This window comes from Hallella seregens ATCC 51272, assembly GCF_000518545.1.
Lineage (GTDB): Bacteria > Bacteroidota > Bacteroidia > Bacteroidales > Bacteroidaceae > Prevotella > Prevotella seregens.
Genome location: NZ_JADU01000006.1, coordinates 39,920 through 57,862 on the forward strand (window position 1 = coordinate 39,920; position 17,943 = coordinate 57,862).

15 protein-coding genes are annotated in these 17,943 nt (G+C 60.0%); 12 read left to right on the forward strand and 3 right to left on the reverse strand.

The window, feature by feature from the left end:
- Positions 1 to 224 precede the first annotated feature (224 nt).
- A complete protein-coding gene (locus tag L888_RS0101910; protein ID WP_027951650.1) occupies positions 225 to 932 on the forward strand; it encodes a glycoside hydrolase family 25 protein in 708 nt (235 codons plus the stop codon).
- 45 nt (positions 933 to 977) lie between these two features.
- Positions 978 to 2,090: a zinc ribbon domain-containing protein gene (locus L888_RS0101915; RefSeq protein ID WP_027951651.1), complete on the forward strand. Its 1,113-nt coding sequence runs from the start codon at positions 978 to 980 to the stop codon at positions 2,088 to 2,090.
- 6 nt (positions 2,091 to 2,096) lie between these two features.
- On the opposite strand, the gene L888_RS0101920 is transcribed toward L888_RS0101915, so the two are convergent.
- Positions 2,097 to 2,993: a glycoside hydrolase family 25 protein gene (locus tag L888_RS0101920; protein WP_027951652.1), complete on the reverse strand. Its 897-nt coding sequence runs from the start codon at positions 2,991 to 2,993 to the stop codon at positions 2,097 to 2,099.
- Between the two features lie 128 nt (positions 2,994 to 3,121).
- Entirely contained in the window at positions 3,122 to 4,771 is a 1,650-nt protein-coding gene (locus tag L888_RS0101925; protein WP_027951653.1) for a diphosphate--fructose-6-phosphate 1-phosphotransferase, read from the reverse strand.
- Positions 4,772 to 4,954: 183 nt separating this feature from the next.
- On the opposite strand from L888_RS0101925, the gene L888_RS0101930 reads away from it, so the two are divergent.
- The 9 genes from L888_RS0101930 (at position 4,955) to dapA (ending at position 14,891) form a co-directional block, all read left to right on the forward strand.
- Positions 4,955 to 5,227, forward strand: coding sequence for a hypothetical protein (locus L888_RS0101930; protein ID WP_005846774.1), 273 nt, complete (start codon positions 4,955 to 4,957; stop codon positions 5,225 to 5,227).
- Positions 5,228 to 5,271: 44 nt separating this feature from the next.
- Positions 5,272 to 5,826, forward strand: coding sequence for a 1-acyl-sn-glycerol-3-phosphate acyltransferase (locus L888_RS0101935; protein WP_005846776.1), 555 nt, complete (start codon positions 5,272 to 5,274; stop codon positions 5,824 to 5,826).
- Positions 5,827 to 5,831: 5 nt separating this feature from the next.
- Positions 5,832 to 8,729, forward strand: a complete 2,898-nt coding sequence (locus L888_RS0101940; protein WP_027951654.1) for a golvesin C-terminal-like domain-containing protein — start codon at positions 5,832 to 5,834, stop codon at positions 8,727 to 8,729.
- Between the two features lie 22 nt (positions 8,730 to 8,751).
- Positions 8,752 to 9,084: a hypothetical protein gene (locus L888_RS0101945; protein ID WP_005846780.1), complete on the forward strand. Its 333-nt coding sequence runs from the start codon at positions 8,752 to 8,754 to the stop codon at positions 9,082 to 9,084.
- Positions 9,084 to 11,105: a YgiQ family radical SAM protein gene (locus L888_RS0101950; RefSeq protein ID WP_027951655.1), complete on the forward strand. Its 2,022-nt coding sequence runs from the start codon at positions 9,084 to 9,086 to the stop codon at positions 11,103 to 11,105. The genes L888_RS0101945 and L888_RS0101950 overlap by 1 nt, the downstream gene beginning before the upstream one ends.
- Positions 11,102 to 11,914 carry a hypothetical protein gene (locus L888_RS0101955; RefSeq protein WP_027951656.1) on the forward strand — a complete coding sequence of 271 codons (813 nt, stop codon included), beginning with the start codon at positions 11,102 to 11,104 and terminating at the stop codon, positions 11,912 to 11,914. Before L888_RS0101950 ends, L888_RS0101955 begins: the two co-directional genes overlap by 4 nt.
- Before the next feature lie 103 nt (positions 11,915 to 12,017).
- Positions 12,018 to 12,764 carry a tRNA pseudouridine(38-40) synthase TruA gene (gene truA, locus L888_RS0101960; RefSeq protein WP_027951657.1) on the forward strand — a complete coding sequence of 249 codons (747 nt, stop codon included), beginning with the start codon at positions 12,018 to 12,020 and terminating at the stop codon, positions 12,762 to 12,764.
- A 65-nt stretch (positions 12,765 to 12,829) separates the two neighbouring features.
- A complete protein-coding gene (locus L888_RS0101965) occupies positions 12,830 to 13,750 on the forward strand; it encodes a DMT family transporter (protein ID WP_027951658.1) in 921 nt (306 codons plus the stop codon).
- A 253-nt stretch (positions 13,751 to 14,003) separates the two neighbouring features.
- Complete coding sequence (gene dapA / locus L888_RS0101970) at positions 14,004 to 14,891, forward strand: 4-hydroxy-tetrahydrodipicolinate synthase (protein ID WP_027951659.1); 888 nt, start codon at positions 14,004 to 14,006, stop codon at positions 14,889 to 14,891.
- 539 nt (positions 14,892 to 15,430) lie between these two features.
- Here the strand turns inward: dapA and L888_RS0101975 are convergent.
- Positions 15,431 to 16,363 carry an AraC family transcriptional regulator gene (locus L888_RS0101975; protein WP_027951660.1) on the reverse strand — a complete coding sequence of 311 codons (933 nt, stop codon included), beginning with the start codon at positions 16,361 to 16,363 and terminating at the stop codon, positions 15,431 to 15,433.
- A 170-nt stretch (positions 16,364 to 16,533) separates the two neighbouring features.
- Between L888_RS0101975 and L888_RS0101980 the strand changes: the two genes are divergently transcribed.
- Entirely contained in the window at positions 16,534 to 17,922 is a 1,389-nt protein-coding gene (locus L888_RS0101980; protein ID WP_027951661.1) for a sugar porter family MFS transporter, read from the forward strand.
- Positions 17,923 to 17,943: the final 21 nt, after the last annotated feature.

Sequence of the window (17,943 nt, forward strand, 5' to 3'; positions counted from 1 at the left end):
GAGACGCAGAGTTGAAAGAGGAAAGGTGTAAAAACTCCGCGACTCCGCGGACTCCGCGTGAAGACAAGAGGGGAACACTCACACGCAGAGACGCAGAGTTGAAAGAGGAAAGCTGTGAAAACTCCGCGGCTCGGCGGGCTCGGCGTGAAGACAAGAGGGGTTAAAAATCTTATAAAAAACGGCGTGCATGCGGCAGTCTTGATAGTTTTGGCTAACTTTGCAGTATGAAGCGCATTCTCTATTTCATGCTCAACATACTGCTCCTCACCCTCTTGTCGCCCTCGACGGCCGCGGCACAGAGCGACCGTGTGGAGTGCGAGGACACTTGTTCACACATTCACGGCATCGACCTGAGCCACTACCAGGGCAACGTGTTCTGGGAAACCGTGGGCGAATCGAAGATGGCTTATGTCTATCTCAAGGCCACGGAGGGGGGCAATCGCATCGACGAAAAATACAAGCAGAACATAGACTTGGCCCACCGCTACGGGCTCAAGGTGGGGTCGTATCACTTCTACCGGCCCAGAATACCCCAGCAGACACAGCTCGAAAACTTCATGGCCCAGTGCCGGCCCGACGACCAGGACCTGCTGCCCATGGTCGATGTGGAGACGCGCAGCGGGCTCGGCGTGGAGGAATTTCGCGACTCGCTGTTCACCTTTCTCCGGCTCATGGAACAAGCCTACAAGCAGAAGCCTCTCATTTATACCGGCGCCAACTTCTACGACCACTACCTGCTGGGGCTGCTCGGCGACTACAAAGTGATGATTGCACAGTACACCGAGCGGGAGCCCACGCTGAAAGACGACCTCGACTTCGTGCTCTGGCAATACACGGGAAAGGGTCGCCTGAACGGCATCAACGGCTACGTGGACAAGAGCCGCTTCATGGGCGACCACAAGTTGCGCGAGATACGCTTCCGCCACCGGTAGGGAAACGCAGGCATCCAAACGAACAAATCATTATCTATAGTTATCATGGCGATTATCAAATGTCCAGAGTGTGGACGACAAATCAGTGACAAGGCTCCCGCATGTCCCAACTGCGGCGTGCAGATTGCGGGCAAGATCATCCGGTGCCCACAGTGTGGCGATGTGTATTTCAATGACCAGGAGGTGTGCCCCAACTGCCACCACCAGACGCGTGTCTCCGGCCAGACGGGCCACAGCGACGCACCCACACCCCACGACGACCAGCCCGAACAGCCGCAGCAACCCCGCAAGAAAGGGCACGCCGCTATCATCGCCGGCTTCGTCTTCGCCCTGCTGGTATGTGCCATCTGCTTCTATTTCTACAACAACGCCAAGACCTCGAAGGAGGAAGAGGCCTACGAGTTTGCCATGAAGAGCGACGACCCGCTGGTGTTGCAGACTTATCTGGACACCAACCTCGACGCACCCGAGGCCCACCGCGACGCCATCACGGCACGGCTGGAGCAGCTCAAACAGCAGGACAACGACTGGACCAACGCCGTGGTCTCGGGTTCCAAGGCGGCTTTGGAGGACTATCTGATGAAGCATCCCGACTCCGAGCACAAGCTCGAGGCCCAGCACAAGATTGATTCCATAGACTGGAGCGACGCCAGCAATGAGAACACGATGGAGGCCATGAACCTCTACCTCACGCAACATCCCAACGGCGAACACGTGGACGAGGCCAACACGGCCATCAAGAAGCTGAAGGCCAACACCGTGCAGCCCGAGGAAAAATCCATGGTGGCCGCCATACTGCGCCACTTCTTCCAGAGCATCAACTCGCGCAGCGAGAGCGACCTGCAGGCCACCGTGGCCCCGCTGCTCACCAACTTTCTGGGCAAGACCGACGCCACCAAGGCCGACGTGCTGACGTTCATGAACAAAATCTACAAGGACGACATCACCAACATGAACTGGCGACTGAACAACGACTACAAGATAGACAAAAAAGAGGTGGGCGACGAACAGTACGAATATACCGTGAACTTCTCGGCACGGCAGACCATGGAACGCACCGACGCCAGTAAGGAAAAGGAGGCCAACTACCGCGTTAAGGCCACCATCAGCCCCGACGGGCTCATCTCGGCCATGTCGATGACCAAGATTCTGGAATAAAGCAGCTCATTCGGCCGTCTCCACTTCCTCTTTCCCGCCGATGGCGAGCTGCTTGAGGTCGTAGTAAGTGCCGTTGTAGATGTTCAGGTCCACATTCCCCTTGATGCCTGGCAGCACGCCCGTGTCGGTGTGCTGCCAGAATTTCCACTTCCCCTTGTACTCCACTTTGTCCACGTAGTAGTGGGCTATCCAGTAGGGATAGTCGTCGAATACGGGTGCGCTGAGGTAGCTTTCCTTAAATTTATAATAGGTGTAGATGATGGGCTTCACATGGTATTTGTCCTCGACAATGTGAAGCCAGGTGAGCACGTCGCGCTGAAAATCCTCCACGTTCTGGTTCTTGGGCTTGTGCTCGATGTCGAGCACGGGAGGCAGATCACCGTCTTCGAGGTGCACCTGCTTCAGAAAATGATAGGCCTGCGAACGGGCCGACGAGCTGTTGGTCCAGAAGTGATACACGCCGCGGACGAAGCCATACTCGCGCGCCTGGTAGAAGTTGTCGTTGAAGTTGGGGTCTATCCGCGAGGAGCCCTCGGTGGCCTTGATGAAGATGAAACGCAGCGGACTGCCGTTGATGACGGCATTTGAGCTCAGCACTTCCCAGTCGATGTCGCCTTGATAGTGGGAGATGTCGATGCCGTGAATCTCGTAACCCGCAGGATATTTGGCGTCGCCGTAGAGCGCACGCCAGCGGAAACCCGTGGGGCCGACAAAAAAATAGTAGAATATCCATACGTAGAAAGCCATCACGCCCACGCCCCCGAAGACCCAAGTCCAGCTAATCCGCTTTCTGAACAGGGAGGGATGGAACAGGGAAGCCAGCGGGCAGACATGTCGTTGCGGGACACGACGGCGGTGCTGGCCAGGCGACTTACGATGGCGTGTGGGCTTCCTGTTGCTCATGATGACCGGTTGATGGATAGGGATTGGGAAAGGGACACGCCATCCGTGCACGCACGACGGAGTGTCCCTTTCAGTGTCAAGCGGGGCGGCAGCCGGGTTCGCGGCCCGGCTGCCGCCCGTGGTGTGGCTTACTTCTTGGCCTCGTTCTCCAAGGCCAGCGTGCGGGTCTCACGGTCGCAAACCTCAGAAGGACCCCAGTACTGGATAGGACCGGGATAGACAAAACAGGTCTCACGGGCCCATTCGTCGCGTTTCTCGGCAAACTTTTTAAAGGGGGCACCGTCGAGTTCCACGAGGGCCTTGCGAATCACGGGCTTCATCTCGCCGTTGCGGCGCTCCATGTTCATCATCATCGTGATGGGCACACCGCCGGCCTTCCAGTCCTCGGCGGGAGCCGAGAGGTTCTGCACGATGGCCATGTAACCCGTCTTGCCGTTGGCAATGAGGTTGGCGGCGCTCACGCCGAGAGCGTAGCAGTAGTCGGCATCGAAGTTGGAGGGGGCTGCGCAGCGGCCCTCATAGCCGAAGAAGTGGTGCTGCGAGGCGAAGCTGCCCTTGTACTTTCCTTCCTTCTTCCACTCGTCGAGCTTGGCTCCCACCATGTTGGAAAGCAGCTTTTCAGTCTCGATAAGCGACACCTGCACATTGCCGTGGGGGTCGCGATCGAGCGAAAGCTGGCGGGCCACATCCTCGGGCAGGGTGGCGAATGTGTCGGCATTCTCCTTGCTCAGATGGGCCAGGATGTAGGCGTGCTGGGCGTCCTTGTCAAGATCCTTGTAGTCGGAACCGTGGGCGGCAAGCAGGTCGTTGAGCTCGTCGATGAGGCGGCCGATGGCCGGAATGAACTCGATGAGGCCCTCGGGAACGAGCACCACGCCGAAGTTGTTGCCGGCCACGGCACGCTGGGCCACGGCCGTGGCAATCTGTTCCACAATCTGGTTGAGCGTCATGTCCTCTTTCTCAATCTCCTCGGACACGAGGCAGATGTTGGGTTGGGTCTGCAAAGCGCACTCCAGCGCAATGTGGGAGGCCGAGCGGCCCATGAGTTTCACGAAGTGCCAGTACTTGCGGGCAGAGTTGGCATCGCGCTCGATGTTGCCAATAAGCTCGGCATACACCTTGGTAGCCGTGTCGAAACCGAAGCTCGTCTCAATCTGGGCGTTCTTCAGGTCGCCGTCAATCGTCTTGGGGCAACCGATGACTTGGATGCCGTAGTTCTTGGCAGCATAGTACTCGGCCAGCACACAGGCATTGGTATTGGAGTCGTCGCCGCCGATGATAACCACGGCCTTGATGCCAAGCTCGCGGATAATTTCCAAGCCTTTCTCGAACTGCTCCTCTTTCTCCAGCTTGGTGCGGCCGGAGCCAATCATGTCAAAACCACCGGTGTTGCGGTACTTGTCCACATAGTCGGACGTCAATTCGATGTAGTCATGATCCACCAAACCGCCGGGGCCCATGAGGAAACCGTACACCTTGTTGTTGGCGTTCTGTCTCTTCACAGCGTCGAAGATGCCGCAGATGACGTTGTGACCGCCGGGAGCCTGACCGCCGGAGAGGATGATGCCGACGTTCATCTCACGGGCCGCATACTCCTCGCCGGGCACGAACTCTATGATGGGCATGCCATACGTGTTGGGGAAAAGCTTCTTGATTTCATCCTGATCGCCAACGCTCTGCGTGGCTGCACCTTCCTTAACCTTAACGGCTCCCTGCAACCCTTTCGGGAGTTTGGGCTGATACTGAGCACGCGCTTTCTGCAAAAGACTCGTTTTCATGTTCTGTGATTTATGATTTAATGAATAGTATATCCTACTGCAAAAGTACGCTTTTTCCGTTGAATATGGAAAGAAAAGAGAAAGAAAACCCCTTTTTCACAATATTTTTAAGGGCCCGTGCTTGCATATCCACTTTTTTATTTATCTTTGGACATCGAATCAAAGAACATCAATTCACAAGCTATGGCAAAAAAAAGAGACTTGAAGCACTTGATAGACGGCATTTGCAGCGACTTGTTCGCAGAGGCTGTCGCCGCTTCCCTTTACGGCGCAGCAGACAATAAGGACAACCGGGAAAGCCTGCTCTCGGGTATTATCGTCATGCGCAACGACTTCGTGAGGCGCATCTCGCACCCCGAACCCGGCATGTCGCCCAAGGTTTACTACCACCAACTCACGACGGACTTCGACCATCAGGTGGCCGATGTGATTGACCAGATCGGCAATTTAGGATAACTCCGCACGGGCTGCACGCCTGGCAGCGACTTAATCAAGACATTATGTTCAAGCAGTTTTGTAACTGGCTTCTGTTCAAACACTGGGGATGGAAGGCGGAAGTTACTGTCGGCCACCCCGACAAATTCATCATTTGCCTGGCCCCGCACACCAGCAACTGGGACTTTCTTATCGGTCAACTCTACATGCGGTCACGAGGATTGAAAATCAATTTCCTGATGAAGAAGGAATGGTTTTTCTGGCCGTTGGGGCCTGTTTTCCGGCGCATGGGCGGCATTCCTGTGTTTCGCTCGCGCCATTCCAGCATGACCGACAACCTCGCCGACACCGCACAGCAACGCAAAGAGTTCAAGCTTTGCATCACGCCGGAGGGCACAAGGTCGCTCAATCCCGAGTGGAAGAAGGGCTTCTATTTCATCGCTTTGAAGGCCCAGATTCCCGTGTTGCTCTACGGAGTGGACTATGAACGGAAGCTCATTCGGTGTACCCGGAGCTTCGTTCCTACAGGCGACATCGAGCAGGAAATGCGCGAAACAAAACTGTATTTCAAGGATTTCAAGGGCAAGAACCCCGAGAAATTCACCATTGGCGAGCTATAACCATCATGCGGAAAATAGGATTGGCGGGCTGCCTCCTGGTTTTTGCCATCGGCGGGTGGACCCAAAACTCCGTCTTGCGCCACAAGATGGAGAAGGCTCTCAACGACTATTTCCTGACCTACACGGCGCGGAATACGGACTTCGGCCAGCAGCCACGGCTCCAATCGCTGACCATCGACGACAAGATGCGCCGTGTGACGGTGGCCACCAGCGATGCCTTCGCACAGCAGGAATTCACCAACAAGCAGGTGGGCAGAATCTACAAGCACGTGAAGCACGCCCTCGTGAAGCCTTATAGCGGCTACGAACTCCGTGTGACGACCAACGGCATGCTCATCGAACAGTATGTGCCCGGCCATGTGTTGAGCGATGCCGACGGACACGCGCTCTGGGGACGCACCGACTACGACGGCCGGCCCTGGGTGTCAAACGCCTCTGCACCGACACGCTTCACCCACGGCTTGTACAACCGCCACCTCACCGTCTGGGCCTCGCACGGCCGTTATTACGACAACAAGAAAGCACTCTGGAAGTGGCAGCGACCCATCATCTTCGGCACGACAGAGGACCTTTTCACCCAGACCATCGTCGTGCCTTACCTCATTCCGATGCTCGAAAAGGCCGGGGCCGTGGTGTTCACGCCACGCGAACGCGACTGGCAGGCGTGGGAATACATCGTCGATCCCGACGGCGGCCTCAATACTTTGCCCAACGATTACCGGGAATACGCCGAGAGAGACAGCTGGACTTATACCACCACGCCCGGCTTCTCTGCCCACGCCGGCAGCTATCTGGACGGCGAAAATCCCTTTGCCGCCGGGCGTTCCAGGCAAATCAAGACCACCAAGAAAGACGGCAAGGCCTACGCAAAATGGCAACCCAACTTCATCAAGGCGGGCCGATACGCCGTCTACGTGAGCTACCAGACGGTGCCTGGAAGCGTGGACGACGCCCACTACACCGTGTTCCACAAGGGCCAGGCCACCGAGTTCCGCGTCAATCAGCAGATGGGTGGCGGCACGTGGGTCTACTTGGGGACTTTCGATTTCGGCGAGGGCGACCACATAGACAACTGTGTGATGCTCACCAACCAGAGCCGGCACCACGGCGTGGTGACGGCCGATGCCGTGCGATTTGGCGGCGGCATAGGCAATATTGAGCGCGGCGGCACCACAAGCGGCTACCCGCGCGCCATCGAGGGAGCCCGTTACTGGGCCCAGTGGGCGGGGGCGCCCTATACCGTTTACGGCGGTCGCAACGGCACGGATGACTATGCCGACGACATCAACACCCGCTCGCGCATGCTCAATTGGCTGGCCGGAGGCTCCGTCTTTGTGCCCACTTTGTCGGGCAAGAAAGTGCCCATGGAACTGTCGCTGGCCGTTCACAGCGATGCCGGCTACGCCAAGGACGGCGTGGGACTTGTCGGTTCTCTGGCTATCTGCACCACCGACTTCAACGACGGCCGACTCGACGCCGGCATCTCGCGCACGGCGTCAAAGCTCTTCGCCGAGGAGCTGCTCTCGGGCGTGACACGCGACCTAAGCTACCAGTACAAGAGCTGGGCGCGCCGCTATCTATGGGATCGCAACTACTCGGAGACCCGTTTGCCCGAAGTGCCGGCGGCCATTCTGGAAACGATGTCGCACCAAAATTTCCCCGACATGCTGCTTGGACAAGACCCGCATTTCAAGTTCACGCTGGCCCGTTCCATCTATAAAACCATTGCCCGCTACGTCAACGGCATGCACGGCCACGCCACGGTGATAGCCCCGCTGGCCCCCACTGCCGTGAGTGTGGAGCTGGCAAGGAACGAGGCGCAACTGTCGTGGACCATGCAACCCGACCGGCAGGAACCCACGGCCACCCCCACCTATTATATATTGTACACAGCCATCGGCAACGGAGGGTTCGACAACGGCCGCAAGGTGAAAGGCACCACCGCCACCGTCGACCTGCAACCGGGCATACCCTACCACTTCAAGGTGTCGGCGGCCAACCGCGGCGGCGAGAGCTTCGCCTCGGAGGTGGTGTCGGCTTGCGTGCAGCCGGGTGCCACACAGACGGTGCTGGTGGTCAACGGCTTCCAGCGGCTCTCGGCCCCGGCCGTGGTCAACAACGACACGCAGCAGGGCTTCGATCTCGACGCCGACCCCGGCGTGACACGCGGTGTGACGGCCGGCTGGTGCGGCTTGCAGAGCGACTTCGACCGTGCCCACATGGGCATCGAGGGCGAAGGAGGCCTTGGCTACGGCGGCAACGAGCTGGCCGGCAAGTTCATTGCGGGCAACGACTTCAACTATACCATGGCCCATGCCACAGCCATCGCCTCGGCCCGCAAGTACAATGTGGCCAGCTGCTCCTCGCGGGCTGTGGAGACCGGCAAGGTGCGGCTGGAACGCTATGCGGCCGTCGACCTGATACTCGGCCTGCAACGCTACATGCCCGATGCGCTGGCCTACGACAAGACGTTCCCCGCGCAGCTACAGTCCAGGCTCTCGGCCTACACTGCCGGGGGCGGCTGCGTGCTGGCCAGCGGAGCCTACATCGGTACCGACATGAGCAGTGAGACCGATGCCGCCTGGCTCGCGCAGACGCTTAAGGCCAGCCCCGGCACGTCCATCAAGACCGATTCCATCAGTGGAGCCAACGGTCTGGGCCTCACATTCGACTTCTTCCGACTGCTCAACGCCGACCACTACGCCGCCACTCGTGCCAACGTGCTGCAGCCCTCGGGCGGCGCCGTCTGCGCCATGCAGTACAGCAACGGCCTTACTGCAGCCACGGCCTACGACGGGCCGCGCGGCCGCACTTTCGTCATGGGCTTCCCATTTGAGTGCATCACCGACCCCGCCATGCGCAACCGCCTCATGCAGGGCATCATGAACTATCTCCTGAAATAACTTTCAACAAACACCGACACTTATGAAAATTCAAGCCAACCACTCCGGAACCAGAAGCATTGAGGTGAGCGAGGCCCACCTCCAGACCATAGACAAGTACTCGTTGCTGCGCAATCTCATCGACAGCAACGGCATCATCGACGAGGACGTGCTCGACAAACTGAAGCTCAACGTGCGCTCCATGCTCGGGTCAGAAGCCGGCAAGGACAAACAGTTGCTCGACCTCTGCCTCGATGTTATCTACAACAACAACATGAAAGCCTTCGGGTTGCACCAGCTTATCCTGCTCTATATCGACTGGAAACGCAACCAGGAGACCGAGGAGGAGGCCGACCCGCAGGAGGTAAGCGACTGATGCGGCAACACCAACTCACAGATTTCCTACCCACTACACGCAAGGAATGCGAGCTGAGAGGATGGGATGAACTCGACGTCATCCTGTTCTCCGGCGACGCATATGTAGACCATCCCTCGTTTGGGGCGGCCGTCATCGGGCGCATTCTCGAAGCCCAGGGCTACCGGGTGGCCATTGTTCCACAGCCCGACTGGCACGGCGACTACCGCGACTTCAAGAAGTTGGGGCGGCCGCGACTGTTTTTTGCCGTGAGTCCGGGCAACATGGACTCCATGGTCAACCACTACACGGCCAACCGCCGGCTACGCCATGAAGACGCCTACAGCCCCGACTCGCGCCACGACATGCGCCCCGACTATCCCTCCATTGTCTACACCCGCATCCTGAAACAGCTCTTCCCCGACGTTCCCGTGGTTCTGGGCGGCATCGAGGCTTCCCTGCGCCGCCTCACCCACTACGACTACTGGCAGGACCAGCTGCACAAGTGCATCCTCTGCGACAGCGGCGCCGACATCATCCTTTACGGCATGGGCGAGAAGAATACCGTGCAGCTCTGCCGCGAACTGGAGGAGGGACGGCCCATCCGCGCTATCCGCGACATTCCCCAAACGGTCTTCCTCTGCCCCGAAGCAGAGATTCCCGGCGGCATCACCGACCAGGACATCGTGCTCCACTCCCACGAGGAATGCCTGCGCAACAAGCGTGCACAGGCCGAGAACTTCCGCCACATCGAGGAAGAATCCAACAAGATGCACGCCCAACGACTGCTCCAAGCCGTCGACCATGTATATACCGTGGTGAATCCTCCCTACCCTCCCATGACCACCGAGGAGGTGGATGCCACCTACGAACTGCCCTACACCCGTCTGCCCCACCCCAAGTACAAGGGCAAGACCATCCCGGCCTACGAGATGATCAAGTTCTCCATCAACATGCACCGGGGCTGTTTCGGCGGCTGCTCTTTCTGCACCATCTCGGCCCATCAGGGCAAGTTCGTGGTCTGCCGTTCCAAGGAGAGCATCGTGCGCGAGGCCAAGTTGGTGACCCAGATGCCCGACTTCAAGGGCTATATCTCCGACTTGGGCGGCCCGTCGGCCAATATGTACGGCATGCACGGCCGCAACCTCAAAGCCTGCGAGCACTGCAAACGGCCCTCGTGCATCAATCCCGAGATCTGTCCCAACCTCAACACCGACCACAGCCAGCTGCTCGAGGTCTACCGTGCCGTGGACGCACTGCCCGGCGTGAAGAAGAGTTTCATCGGCAGCGGCGTGCGCTACGACCTCATCCTGCACCGCAGCAAGGACGAGAAGTCCAACCAGGCGGCCATGGCCTACGCCCGCGAGCTCATCACCCACCACGTGAGCGGCCGCCTCAAAGTGGCCCCCGAGCACACGTCCGGCCGCGTGCTCGCACTCATGCGCAAGCCCTCGTTCAAGCAGTTCTACGAGTTCAAGCGCATCTTCGACCGCATCAACCGCGAGGAAGGACTCAACCAGCAGCTCATCCCCTACTTCATCAGCAGCCACCCCGGCTGCAAGGAGGAGGACATGGCCGAGCTCGCCGTGCTCACCAAGAACCTGAATTTCCACCTCGAACAGGTGCAGGACTTCACGCCAACACCCATGACCGTGAGCACCGAAGCCTGGTATTCGGGCTTCGATCCCTATACGCTCGAACCCGTGTTCTGCGCCAAGACCCCGCGCGAGAAACTGGCCCAGCGGCAGTTCTTCTTCTGGTACAAGCCCGAGGAGCGGCGCAACATCGAGCACGAGCTCAAGCGCATCGGCCGCCCCGATCTCATCAAACAACTCTACGACGGCGTACCTTTCCGCGGCCGCGTCAACTACGACGCCAAGGCTGTGGGCAGCTCTCCCGAGCCCGCCAGCCGCCGACAGGGCCGACAGGGCGGCGCCAAGCCTGGCCATGCCCCGCGCCAAGGGCGGGCGAACCAGACGGGCGGGCAGGGCCGCAAGTCGTTCAACCCCAATTTCCAACCCAACCCACGCCGCCGCAAGTGAACGTCATCGAACAGTGCCTCATCGGCAAACACACACCCGAAGACTGCGAAGACGGCATCGTCCTTACGCCCCACTTCGCGGCAGTCATCGACGGCAGCACCAGCAAGTCGCCCTCACGCGTGCGCCCCGACATGCGCAACGGCCGCTATGCCATGCTGCTCGTGGCCGACTTCATCCGCCGCATGCCGGCCGACGCCTCGCTGGCCGACTGTTGCCTCAGCCTCACAGCCCAGCTGCGAGCCCATTATCCCGAGTCGCCGGGCGGCCCGGAGGCCATCCCGCCCCACGAGCGGCTCTGCGCCAGCGCGGTGATTTTCAGCCGTGTGCACCGCGAAGTGTGGATGGTGGGCGACTGCCAGTGCATGGTGGCAGACCGGTTCTTCGACAATCCCAAGCCCGGCGAGGCCGCGCTGGCAGCCCGCCGTGCAGCCTGTTTCCACCAATGTTATTACGACGAAGACCACATGCTCGACGGCATGAACATCGTCCACGACTACGCCCGCGACATGATTCTGCCCGACCTCATCCGGAGCATGCAGCAGCAGAACGTGGCCTACGCCGTCATCGACGGCACGCCCATCCACATGCCGGGCGTGCGCACCATCCCTGTGCCGGAGCCGCCGACCGAGGTGGTGCTGGCCTCCGACGGCTACCCCCGGCTCTGCCCCACGCTGGCCGAGAGCGAGGCCGCGCTGCGCCGCCAGCTCGACGACGACCCGTTCTGCATCCGCACTTTCAAGGCCACCAAGGGCCGCATGGTGGGCAACCAGTCGTTCGACGACCGTGCCTACCTGCGCCTTGGCGTGTAAAGGCACGCCGCCACAGCCGCCCAAGCCGGCCGCACACTTTCATCCAAACGGGCAGGTATATATATAAAGAGGTGTACCCTCCCACGGAAGCATCAACAAATCCATGACCAACAACCCATCCCACAGATACTTTCTCTGGCTGAGCTTCGACGGCACGGCCTATCACGGCTGGCAGATCCAGCCCAACGGCATGTCGGTGCAAGAGAAAGTTCAGCAGTGCCTCTCCACCCTGTTGCGCCAACCCATCGAGGTGACGGGGGCGGGGCGAACCGATGCCGGCGTGCACGCCAGGCAGATGGCGTGCCACTTCGACACGTTCCAACCCCTCGACACCACCCAGCTGGCCTACCGCCTCAACCGCATGCTGCCGCGCGACATCAGCTGCTGCCGCGCCGAGGCCGTGCCCGCCGACCGCCACGCCCGCTTCTCGGCCACGCGCCGCACCTACCGCTACTTCATCCACACCGGCCACGACCCGTTCCTGCGCCACTTCTCGGTGGAGATGCACTGGCAGCTCGACTTCGCGCTGATGAACGAGGCGGCCGCCTGGCTCGCCACCGTGACCGACTTCCGTGCGTTCTGCAAGGCCAACGCCGACAACAAGACTACGCTCTGCCAAGTCTCCTGCGCCCGCTGGGTGCAGACGGGCCCCGCCACCTGGTATTTCGAGATTGCGGCCAACCGCTTCCTGCGCAACATGGTGCGGGCCGTGGTGGGTACGCTGGTCGATGTGGGCCGCCACCGCCTCTCGCTCGACGACTTTCGCCGCGTTGTCCTCGCCGGCACACGCTCCGATGCCGGCGAGTCGATGCCCGCCCACGGCCTCTTCCTCTGGGAAATAGCCTATTAATCGACAGAAAAGTCGTACCTTTGCACCCGTAAAAAGATGATGTTCATCGGATAATCAGTTCTGACATGTGGTTGTTTTTAGCATTTCTCTCGGCAGCGTTGCTGGGATTCTACGATTCGTTCAAGAAAAAGTCGCTGCAGGGAAACGCCGTCATCCCGGTGTTGTTTCTCAACACAGTCTTCTCCTCGCTCATCTTCCTGCCGTTCATTTTGCTCTCGGCCACGGGCACTGCACTCGACGGTTCCATCTTCCACGTGGCCTCGGGCGGCTGGGAAATGCACCGCTACATCGTGCTCAAGAGCCTCATCGTGCTCTCCAGCTGGGTGTTCGGCTACTTCGGCATGAAGCATTTGCCGCTCACAATCGTGGGTCCCATCAATGCCACGCGGCCGGTGATGGTGCTCGTGGGCGCACTGCTGGTCTTCGGCGAACAGCTCAACGGCTGGCAGTGGATGGGTGTGCTGCTGGCCGTGCTGTCGTTCTTCATGCTCAGCCGGTCGGGGCGCCGGGAGGGCATCGACTTCAAACACAACCGCTGGATAGGCGCCATCGTGCTGGCAGCGGTGCTCGGAGCCGTGAGCGGCATCTACGACAAGTACCTCATGGCCTCGCCGGCCAACGGCGGTGTAGGGCTCGACCGCATGGCCGTGCAGTCGTGGTACAACCTGTACCAGATGGGCATGATGCTCGTCATGATGGCCGTTCTGTGGTGGCCCACCCACAAGCGCACCACCCCTTTCCACTGGGACTGGACCATTATCGGCATCAGTGTGTTCCTGAGTGCGGCCGACTTCGTCTACTTCTACTCGCTCAGCCTCGACGGTGCCATGATTTCCATCGTGTCGATGATTCGTCGCGGCAGCGTCATTGTGAGCTTCCTCTTCGGCGCTGCCGTGTTTCATGAGCGCAACCTCAAGTCCAAAGCCGTCGACCTGGCCCTGGTGTTGCTCGGCATGGTGTTCCTCTACATCGGCAGCAGGGGCTGATGCACGGCCGGCCTACAACGTGCACCAAGCCCCGTGCCACCCTTTCCTTCCTCCGTCGCCACACGGCCCGAGCGACCCGGCCCCGTCGCAAGCCATCGGCGCCAACCGTCTGGACGCTCGCACCCACAGCCGCCACGCGCAAAAAATTATTGATAGGTTTCGCCCCTTTTCCTTTGCAATCTGAAACGAAAGTCGTATCTTTGCGGCCGAATCGTCATTCAGAATCGTAATCTCCATAGTTCACACTGCACGCATGGCACGCAATATTTTCAGAGGATTGGGCATTGCCCTCATCACCCCGTTCACTCCCGAGGGCGACGTAGACTACCCCGCACTGAAGCGGCTGGTGGAATATCAGCTCGACAACGGGGCCGACTTTCTCTGCATTCTCGCCACCACGGCCGAGACTCCCTGCCTCAGCCGCGACGAGAAAGACCGCATCACGGCCCTCATCAAGGAGGTGGTGCACGGGCGCATTCCTATCTTGAAGTACTGCGGCGGCAACAATACAGCGGCCGTCATCGAGGAGCTGAAGTCCACCGACTGGAGCGGCATCGACGGCATCCTGAGCATCTGCCCCTACTACAACAAGCCCTCGCAGGAGGGCCTCTACCAGCACTTCAAGGCCATTGCCGCCGTGAGCCCGCTGCCCCTCGTGCTCTACAACGTGCCCGGGCGCACGGGCGTCAACATGAAAGCGGCCACCACCGTGCGCATCGCCCGCGACTGCCCCAACGTCGTGGCCATCAAGGAGGCCTCGGAAAGCCTGGAGCAAGTGGACGAGATCATCAAGAACAAGCCCGACCACTTCGAGGTGATCAGCGGCGACGACGCCCTCACGTTCTCGATGGTGGCCAGCGGTGCGGCCGGCGTTATCTCGGTCATCGGCAACGCCCTGCCCAAGGAATTTTCGCGCATGATTCGGCTGGAGTTCAACGGCGAGTACGACCCCGCCCGCAAAATCCATCACATGTTCACCGAGCTTTACAGCCTGCTCTTCGTCGACGGCAACCCCGCCGGCGTGAAAGCCTTGCTCAACGACATGGGCTTCATTGAGAACCGGCTGCGTCTGCCCCTCGTGCCCACCAAGATTGAGACCAAGCAAAAGATGGCCGACATCCTGCGGGAGTTGCGCTTCTAATCCCCCGCGCCGGGCATTTTCCCCTCCCCTTGATCCATACCGAAAGCCGTAACACACAGCGCGTTACGGCTTTTGTCGTGTCCCGCGGCGGCCGTTTGCGTTGCCACCGCCCTGTTGCCGCGGAAGCATGACGGTGTAAACGCCAGAGAAAAACGGTGTAATCGCGGGGCCGTTACCCGTTTTTCGCAGGGCCATTACACGTTTTTCGCAGGGCTGTTACGGTGTAATCGCGAGGCCGTTGCGCCGTTTTCGCAGGGGCAGGTATCGTAGAAAGGGGCACCAGCAACTTCTTTTTCTCACAGATTCCACAGATTTTGCAGATGCTGCGCGTGGAATTTTCTCACAGATTCCACAGATTTCACAGATGCTGCGCGGTGATTGGCATCTGTGAAATCTGTGGAATCTGTGAGAAAAGCCTTGCAAAACTTCTGTGAAAAACGTGCCATCTGTGAGAAAACACAACGCACACCCCGCACCGAAACCCGGGTATTGCCCGTAGGGGCCGGCCTCCGCACCGGCCCGCATGCCCGTCAGGGCATTCACGTGGCTGCCTGTTCCGCCCCCCCGCTCCGCTCCGCGGCCTCGCGTACCGACTGCCGATACTGGCGGGGCGAGATGCCGACGACCTTGGAAAACAGGCGGGAGAAGTAGTAATTGTCGTCTATACCCACCTTGCCGCTGATTTGAACGATCTTCATGTCGGTGGTTTCCAGCAGCCGACAGGCCTCCTGCACCTTCATCAGATTGAAATAGTTGAGCGGCGAGTGACCCGTGTTGTTCTTGAAGATGAGCGAGAACTGCGACACCGAATAGCCGATGTAGCGGGCCAACGATGGGAGCGAGAGCCGCTTTTCGATGTTCTCTCCCATGTATTTGATGGCCGCCTGGATGACGTCGCCCTCGGCCACGCGGTCGCCTTGCTTGTGGTATTTGCGAAAGAGGGGCAGGAAACGGAACGTGGCCAGATAGGCGTGCAGCAGGGCCGCGGCGTAGTGCAGGTTGTCCGTGGAGTAGCCGTCGGAGAGCGTCAGAAAGATTTCCTCGAACAGCATGATGCGGTCGGCGATGCGCGATGTCGGCCCCGGACGGACGTCGCGCGGCCCCTGGCAGTCGCCCGCCAGCTCGGCAGCCAGGTCGCCGGCAAAGTGTATCCAGTAGATGGTCCACGGGTCGTCGTTGTTCGAGGCATAGGTGTGCGGGCGGCCGGCAGGGATGATGAAGTACTGGTCGGCGTGCACCTCGTGCTGCGTGCCGCCCACGCGGTACCAGCCGCTGCCGCACGTGCAGTGGATGAGGATGTGCTGGCCGATGGGCGTGGTGCGCTCGCGGTAGTGGTGCATGGCGTGGGGATAATGGCCCATGTCGGTGATGTGGAGCTGGCGCAACACGGCATCGTCCTGGGCGGCATGGCGTACAATGGCGGGCAACACGAGGGAACGCTCGCCTTCGAACCCCTCTCCGATTCTAAGCATAGGCGCTGGTCTTGGGTGGATTTGACGGTGTAAAGGTAGCCAAAAAACGGAAAACTACGCACGTGGCATCGGAATTTTGTCTATTTTTTCTCCCCGGCCCGTCTATTTTCCGGCCGGGCGGATTGTGCTACCTTTGCACGCAGAAACCCTGACTAAAAACATTTGGCATCATGACAGCAACCCTGAACAAGCGATTTGTCTACTTCATCTGCACCGTGTCGGCCATGGGCGGCCTGCTCTTTGGCTACGACTGGGTGGTCATCGGCGGGGCCAAGCCTTTCTACGAGCTCTATTTCGGCATTGCCGACAACGCCTCGATGCAGGGCCTGGCCATGACCGTGGCCCTCGTAGGGTGCATGGGCGGGGCCATGCTCTGCGGCACGCTGGCCGACCGCATCGGGCGCAAACGGCTGCTCGTTGCCGCGTCGGTCATCTTCCTGCTCTCGTCGCTGGCCGTGGGTGCAGCCCGCAGCTTCGGGTTCTTCCTCGTGGCCCGGCTGGTGAGTGGCGTGGGCATCGGGCTGGCATCGGGCCTCTCGCCCATGTACATTGCCGAGGTGGCGCCCTCCGCGATACGCGGCAAGCTGGTGTCGCTCAACCAGCTCACCATCGTGCTCGGCATCTTGGCAGCCCAGCTTACCAACTGGCTCATCGCCGATGCGATACCTGCCGGCTCCACGGCTACCCAGATAGCCGCCTCGTGGAACGGGCAGACGGCCTGGCGATGGATGTTCTGGGCCGCCATAGTGCCCTCGGGCGTGTTCTTCGTGCTGGCTTTCCTCATCCCCGAAAGTCCGCGCTGGCTCACCATGAAGGGCCGTGAGCGGCAGGCCCTCGGCATCCTGACGCGCATCGGCGGAGGGGTCTATGCCGAGGCCGAGCTCCGTGCCGTGAGGGAGGCCAACGCCGCCGACGCCTCGCAGGGAGGGCTGCGCCTGCTGCTGAGCCGCCCCTACAGGCGGGTGCTCGTCATCGGGTTGGTGGTGGCTTTCTTCCAGCAGTGGTGCGGCACCAACGTCATCTTCAACTATGCCCAGGAGATATTTCAGGCCGCCGGATACGAGATTGGCGACGTGCTTTTCAACATCGTGGTGACGGGTATAGCCAATGTAGCCTTCACCATCGTGGCCATTTTCACCGTGGATCGCTGGGGGCGCAAGGCGCTGATGATGCTCGGCGCGGGCGGCCTCTGCGGCATTTACCTCACGCTCGGCACGTGCTACTACCTCCAGGCATCGGGCTTTTTCATGATTGTGCTCGTGGTGGCGGCCATCGCCTGCTACGCCATGACGCTGGGTCCGTGCACTTGGGTGCTGCTCTCCGAGATATTCCCCAACCGGGTGCGCGCCGTGGCCGTGGCCACAAGCACCTTTGCCCTGTGGGTGGGCAGCAGCACATTGACCTACACTTTCCCCCTGCTCAATCGGGCACTGGGCAGCTACGGCACGTTCTGGATCTACAGCGCGGTGTGCCTGGCCGGCTTCATCTTCATGGCCCGCATGCTTCCCGAGACCAAGGGCAGGAGCCTGGAGCAGCTCGAACACGAGCTGGTGGACTGAACATCAGAAAACAAACCAACA

Bases quoted from the DNA above. Each gene is read 5' to 3' on its own strand.
- L888_RS0101950 (WP_027951655.1), top strand. From the start codon at position 9,084: ATGCGGCAACACCAACTCACAGATTTCCTACCCACTACACGCAAGGAA.
- L888_RS0101915 (WP_027951651.1), top strand. From the start codon at position 978: ATGGCGATTATCAAATGTCCAGAGTGTGGACGACAAATCAGTGACAAG.
- L888_RS0101980 (WP_027951661.1), top strand. From the start codon at position 16,534: ATGACAGCAACCCTGAACAAGCGATTTGTCTACTTCATCTGCACCGTG.
- L888_RS0101935 (WP_005846776.1), top strand. From the start codon at position 5,272: ATGTTCAAGCAGTTTTGTAACTGGCTTCTGTTCAAACACTGGGGATGG.
- dapA (WP_027951659.1), top strand. From the start codon at position 14,004: ATGGCACGCAATATTTTCAGAGGATTGGGCATTGCCCTCATCACCCCG.
- L888_RS0101920 (WP_027951652.1), bottom strand. From the start codon at position 2,993: ATGAGCAACAGGAAGCCCACACGCCATCGTAAGTCGCCTGGCCAGCAC.
- L888_RS0101945 (WP_005846780.1), top strand. From the start codon at position 8,752: ATGAAAATTCAAGCCAACCACTCCGGAACCAGAAGCATTGAGGTGAGC.
- L888_RS0101930 (WP_005846774.1), top strand. From the start codon at position 4,955: ATGGCAAAAAAAAGAGACTTGAAGCACTTGATAGACGGCATTTGCAGC.
- truA (WP_027951657.1), top strand. From the start codon at position 12,018: ATGACCAACAACCCATCCCACAGATACTTTCTCTGGCTGAGCTTCGAC.
- L888_RS0101965 (WP_027951658.1), top strand. From the start codon at position 12,830: ATGTGGTTGTTTTTAGCATTTCTCTCGGCAGCGTTGCTGGGATTCTAC.
- L888_RS0101925 (WP_027951653.1), bottom strand. From the start codon at position 4,771: ATGAAAACGAGTCTTTTGCAGAAAGCGCGTGCTCAGTATCAGCCCAAA.
- L888_RS0101940 (WP_027951654.1), top strand. From the start codon at position 5,832: ATGCGGAAAATAGGATTGGCGGGCTGCCTCCTGGTTTTTGCCATCGGC.
- L888_RS0101975 (WP_027951660.1), bottom strand. From the start codon at position 16,363: ATGCTTAGAATCGGAGAGGGGTTCGAAGGCGAGCGTTCCCTCGTGTTG.
- L888_RS0101910 (WP_027951650.1), top strand. From the start codon at position 225: ATGAAGCGCATTCTCTATTTCATGCTCAACATACTGCTCCTCACCCTC.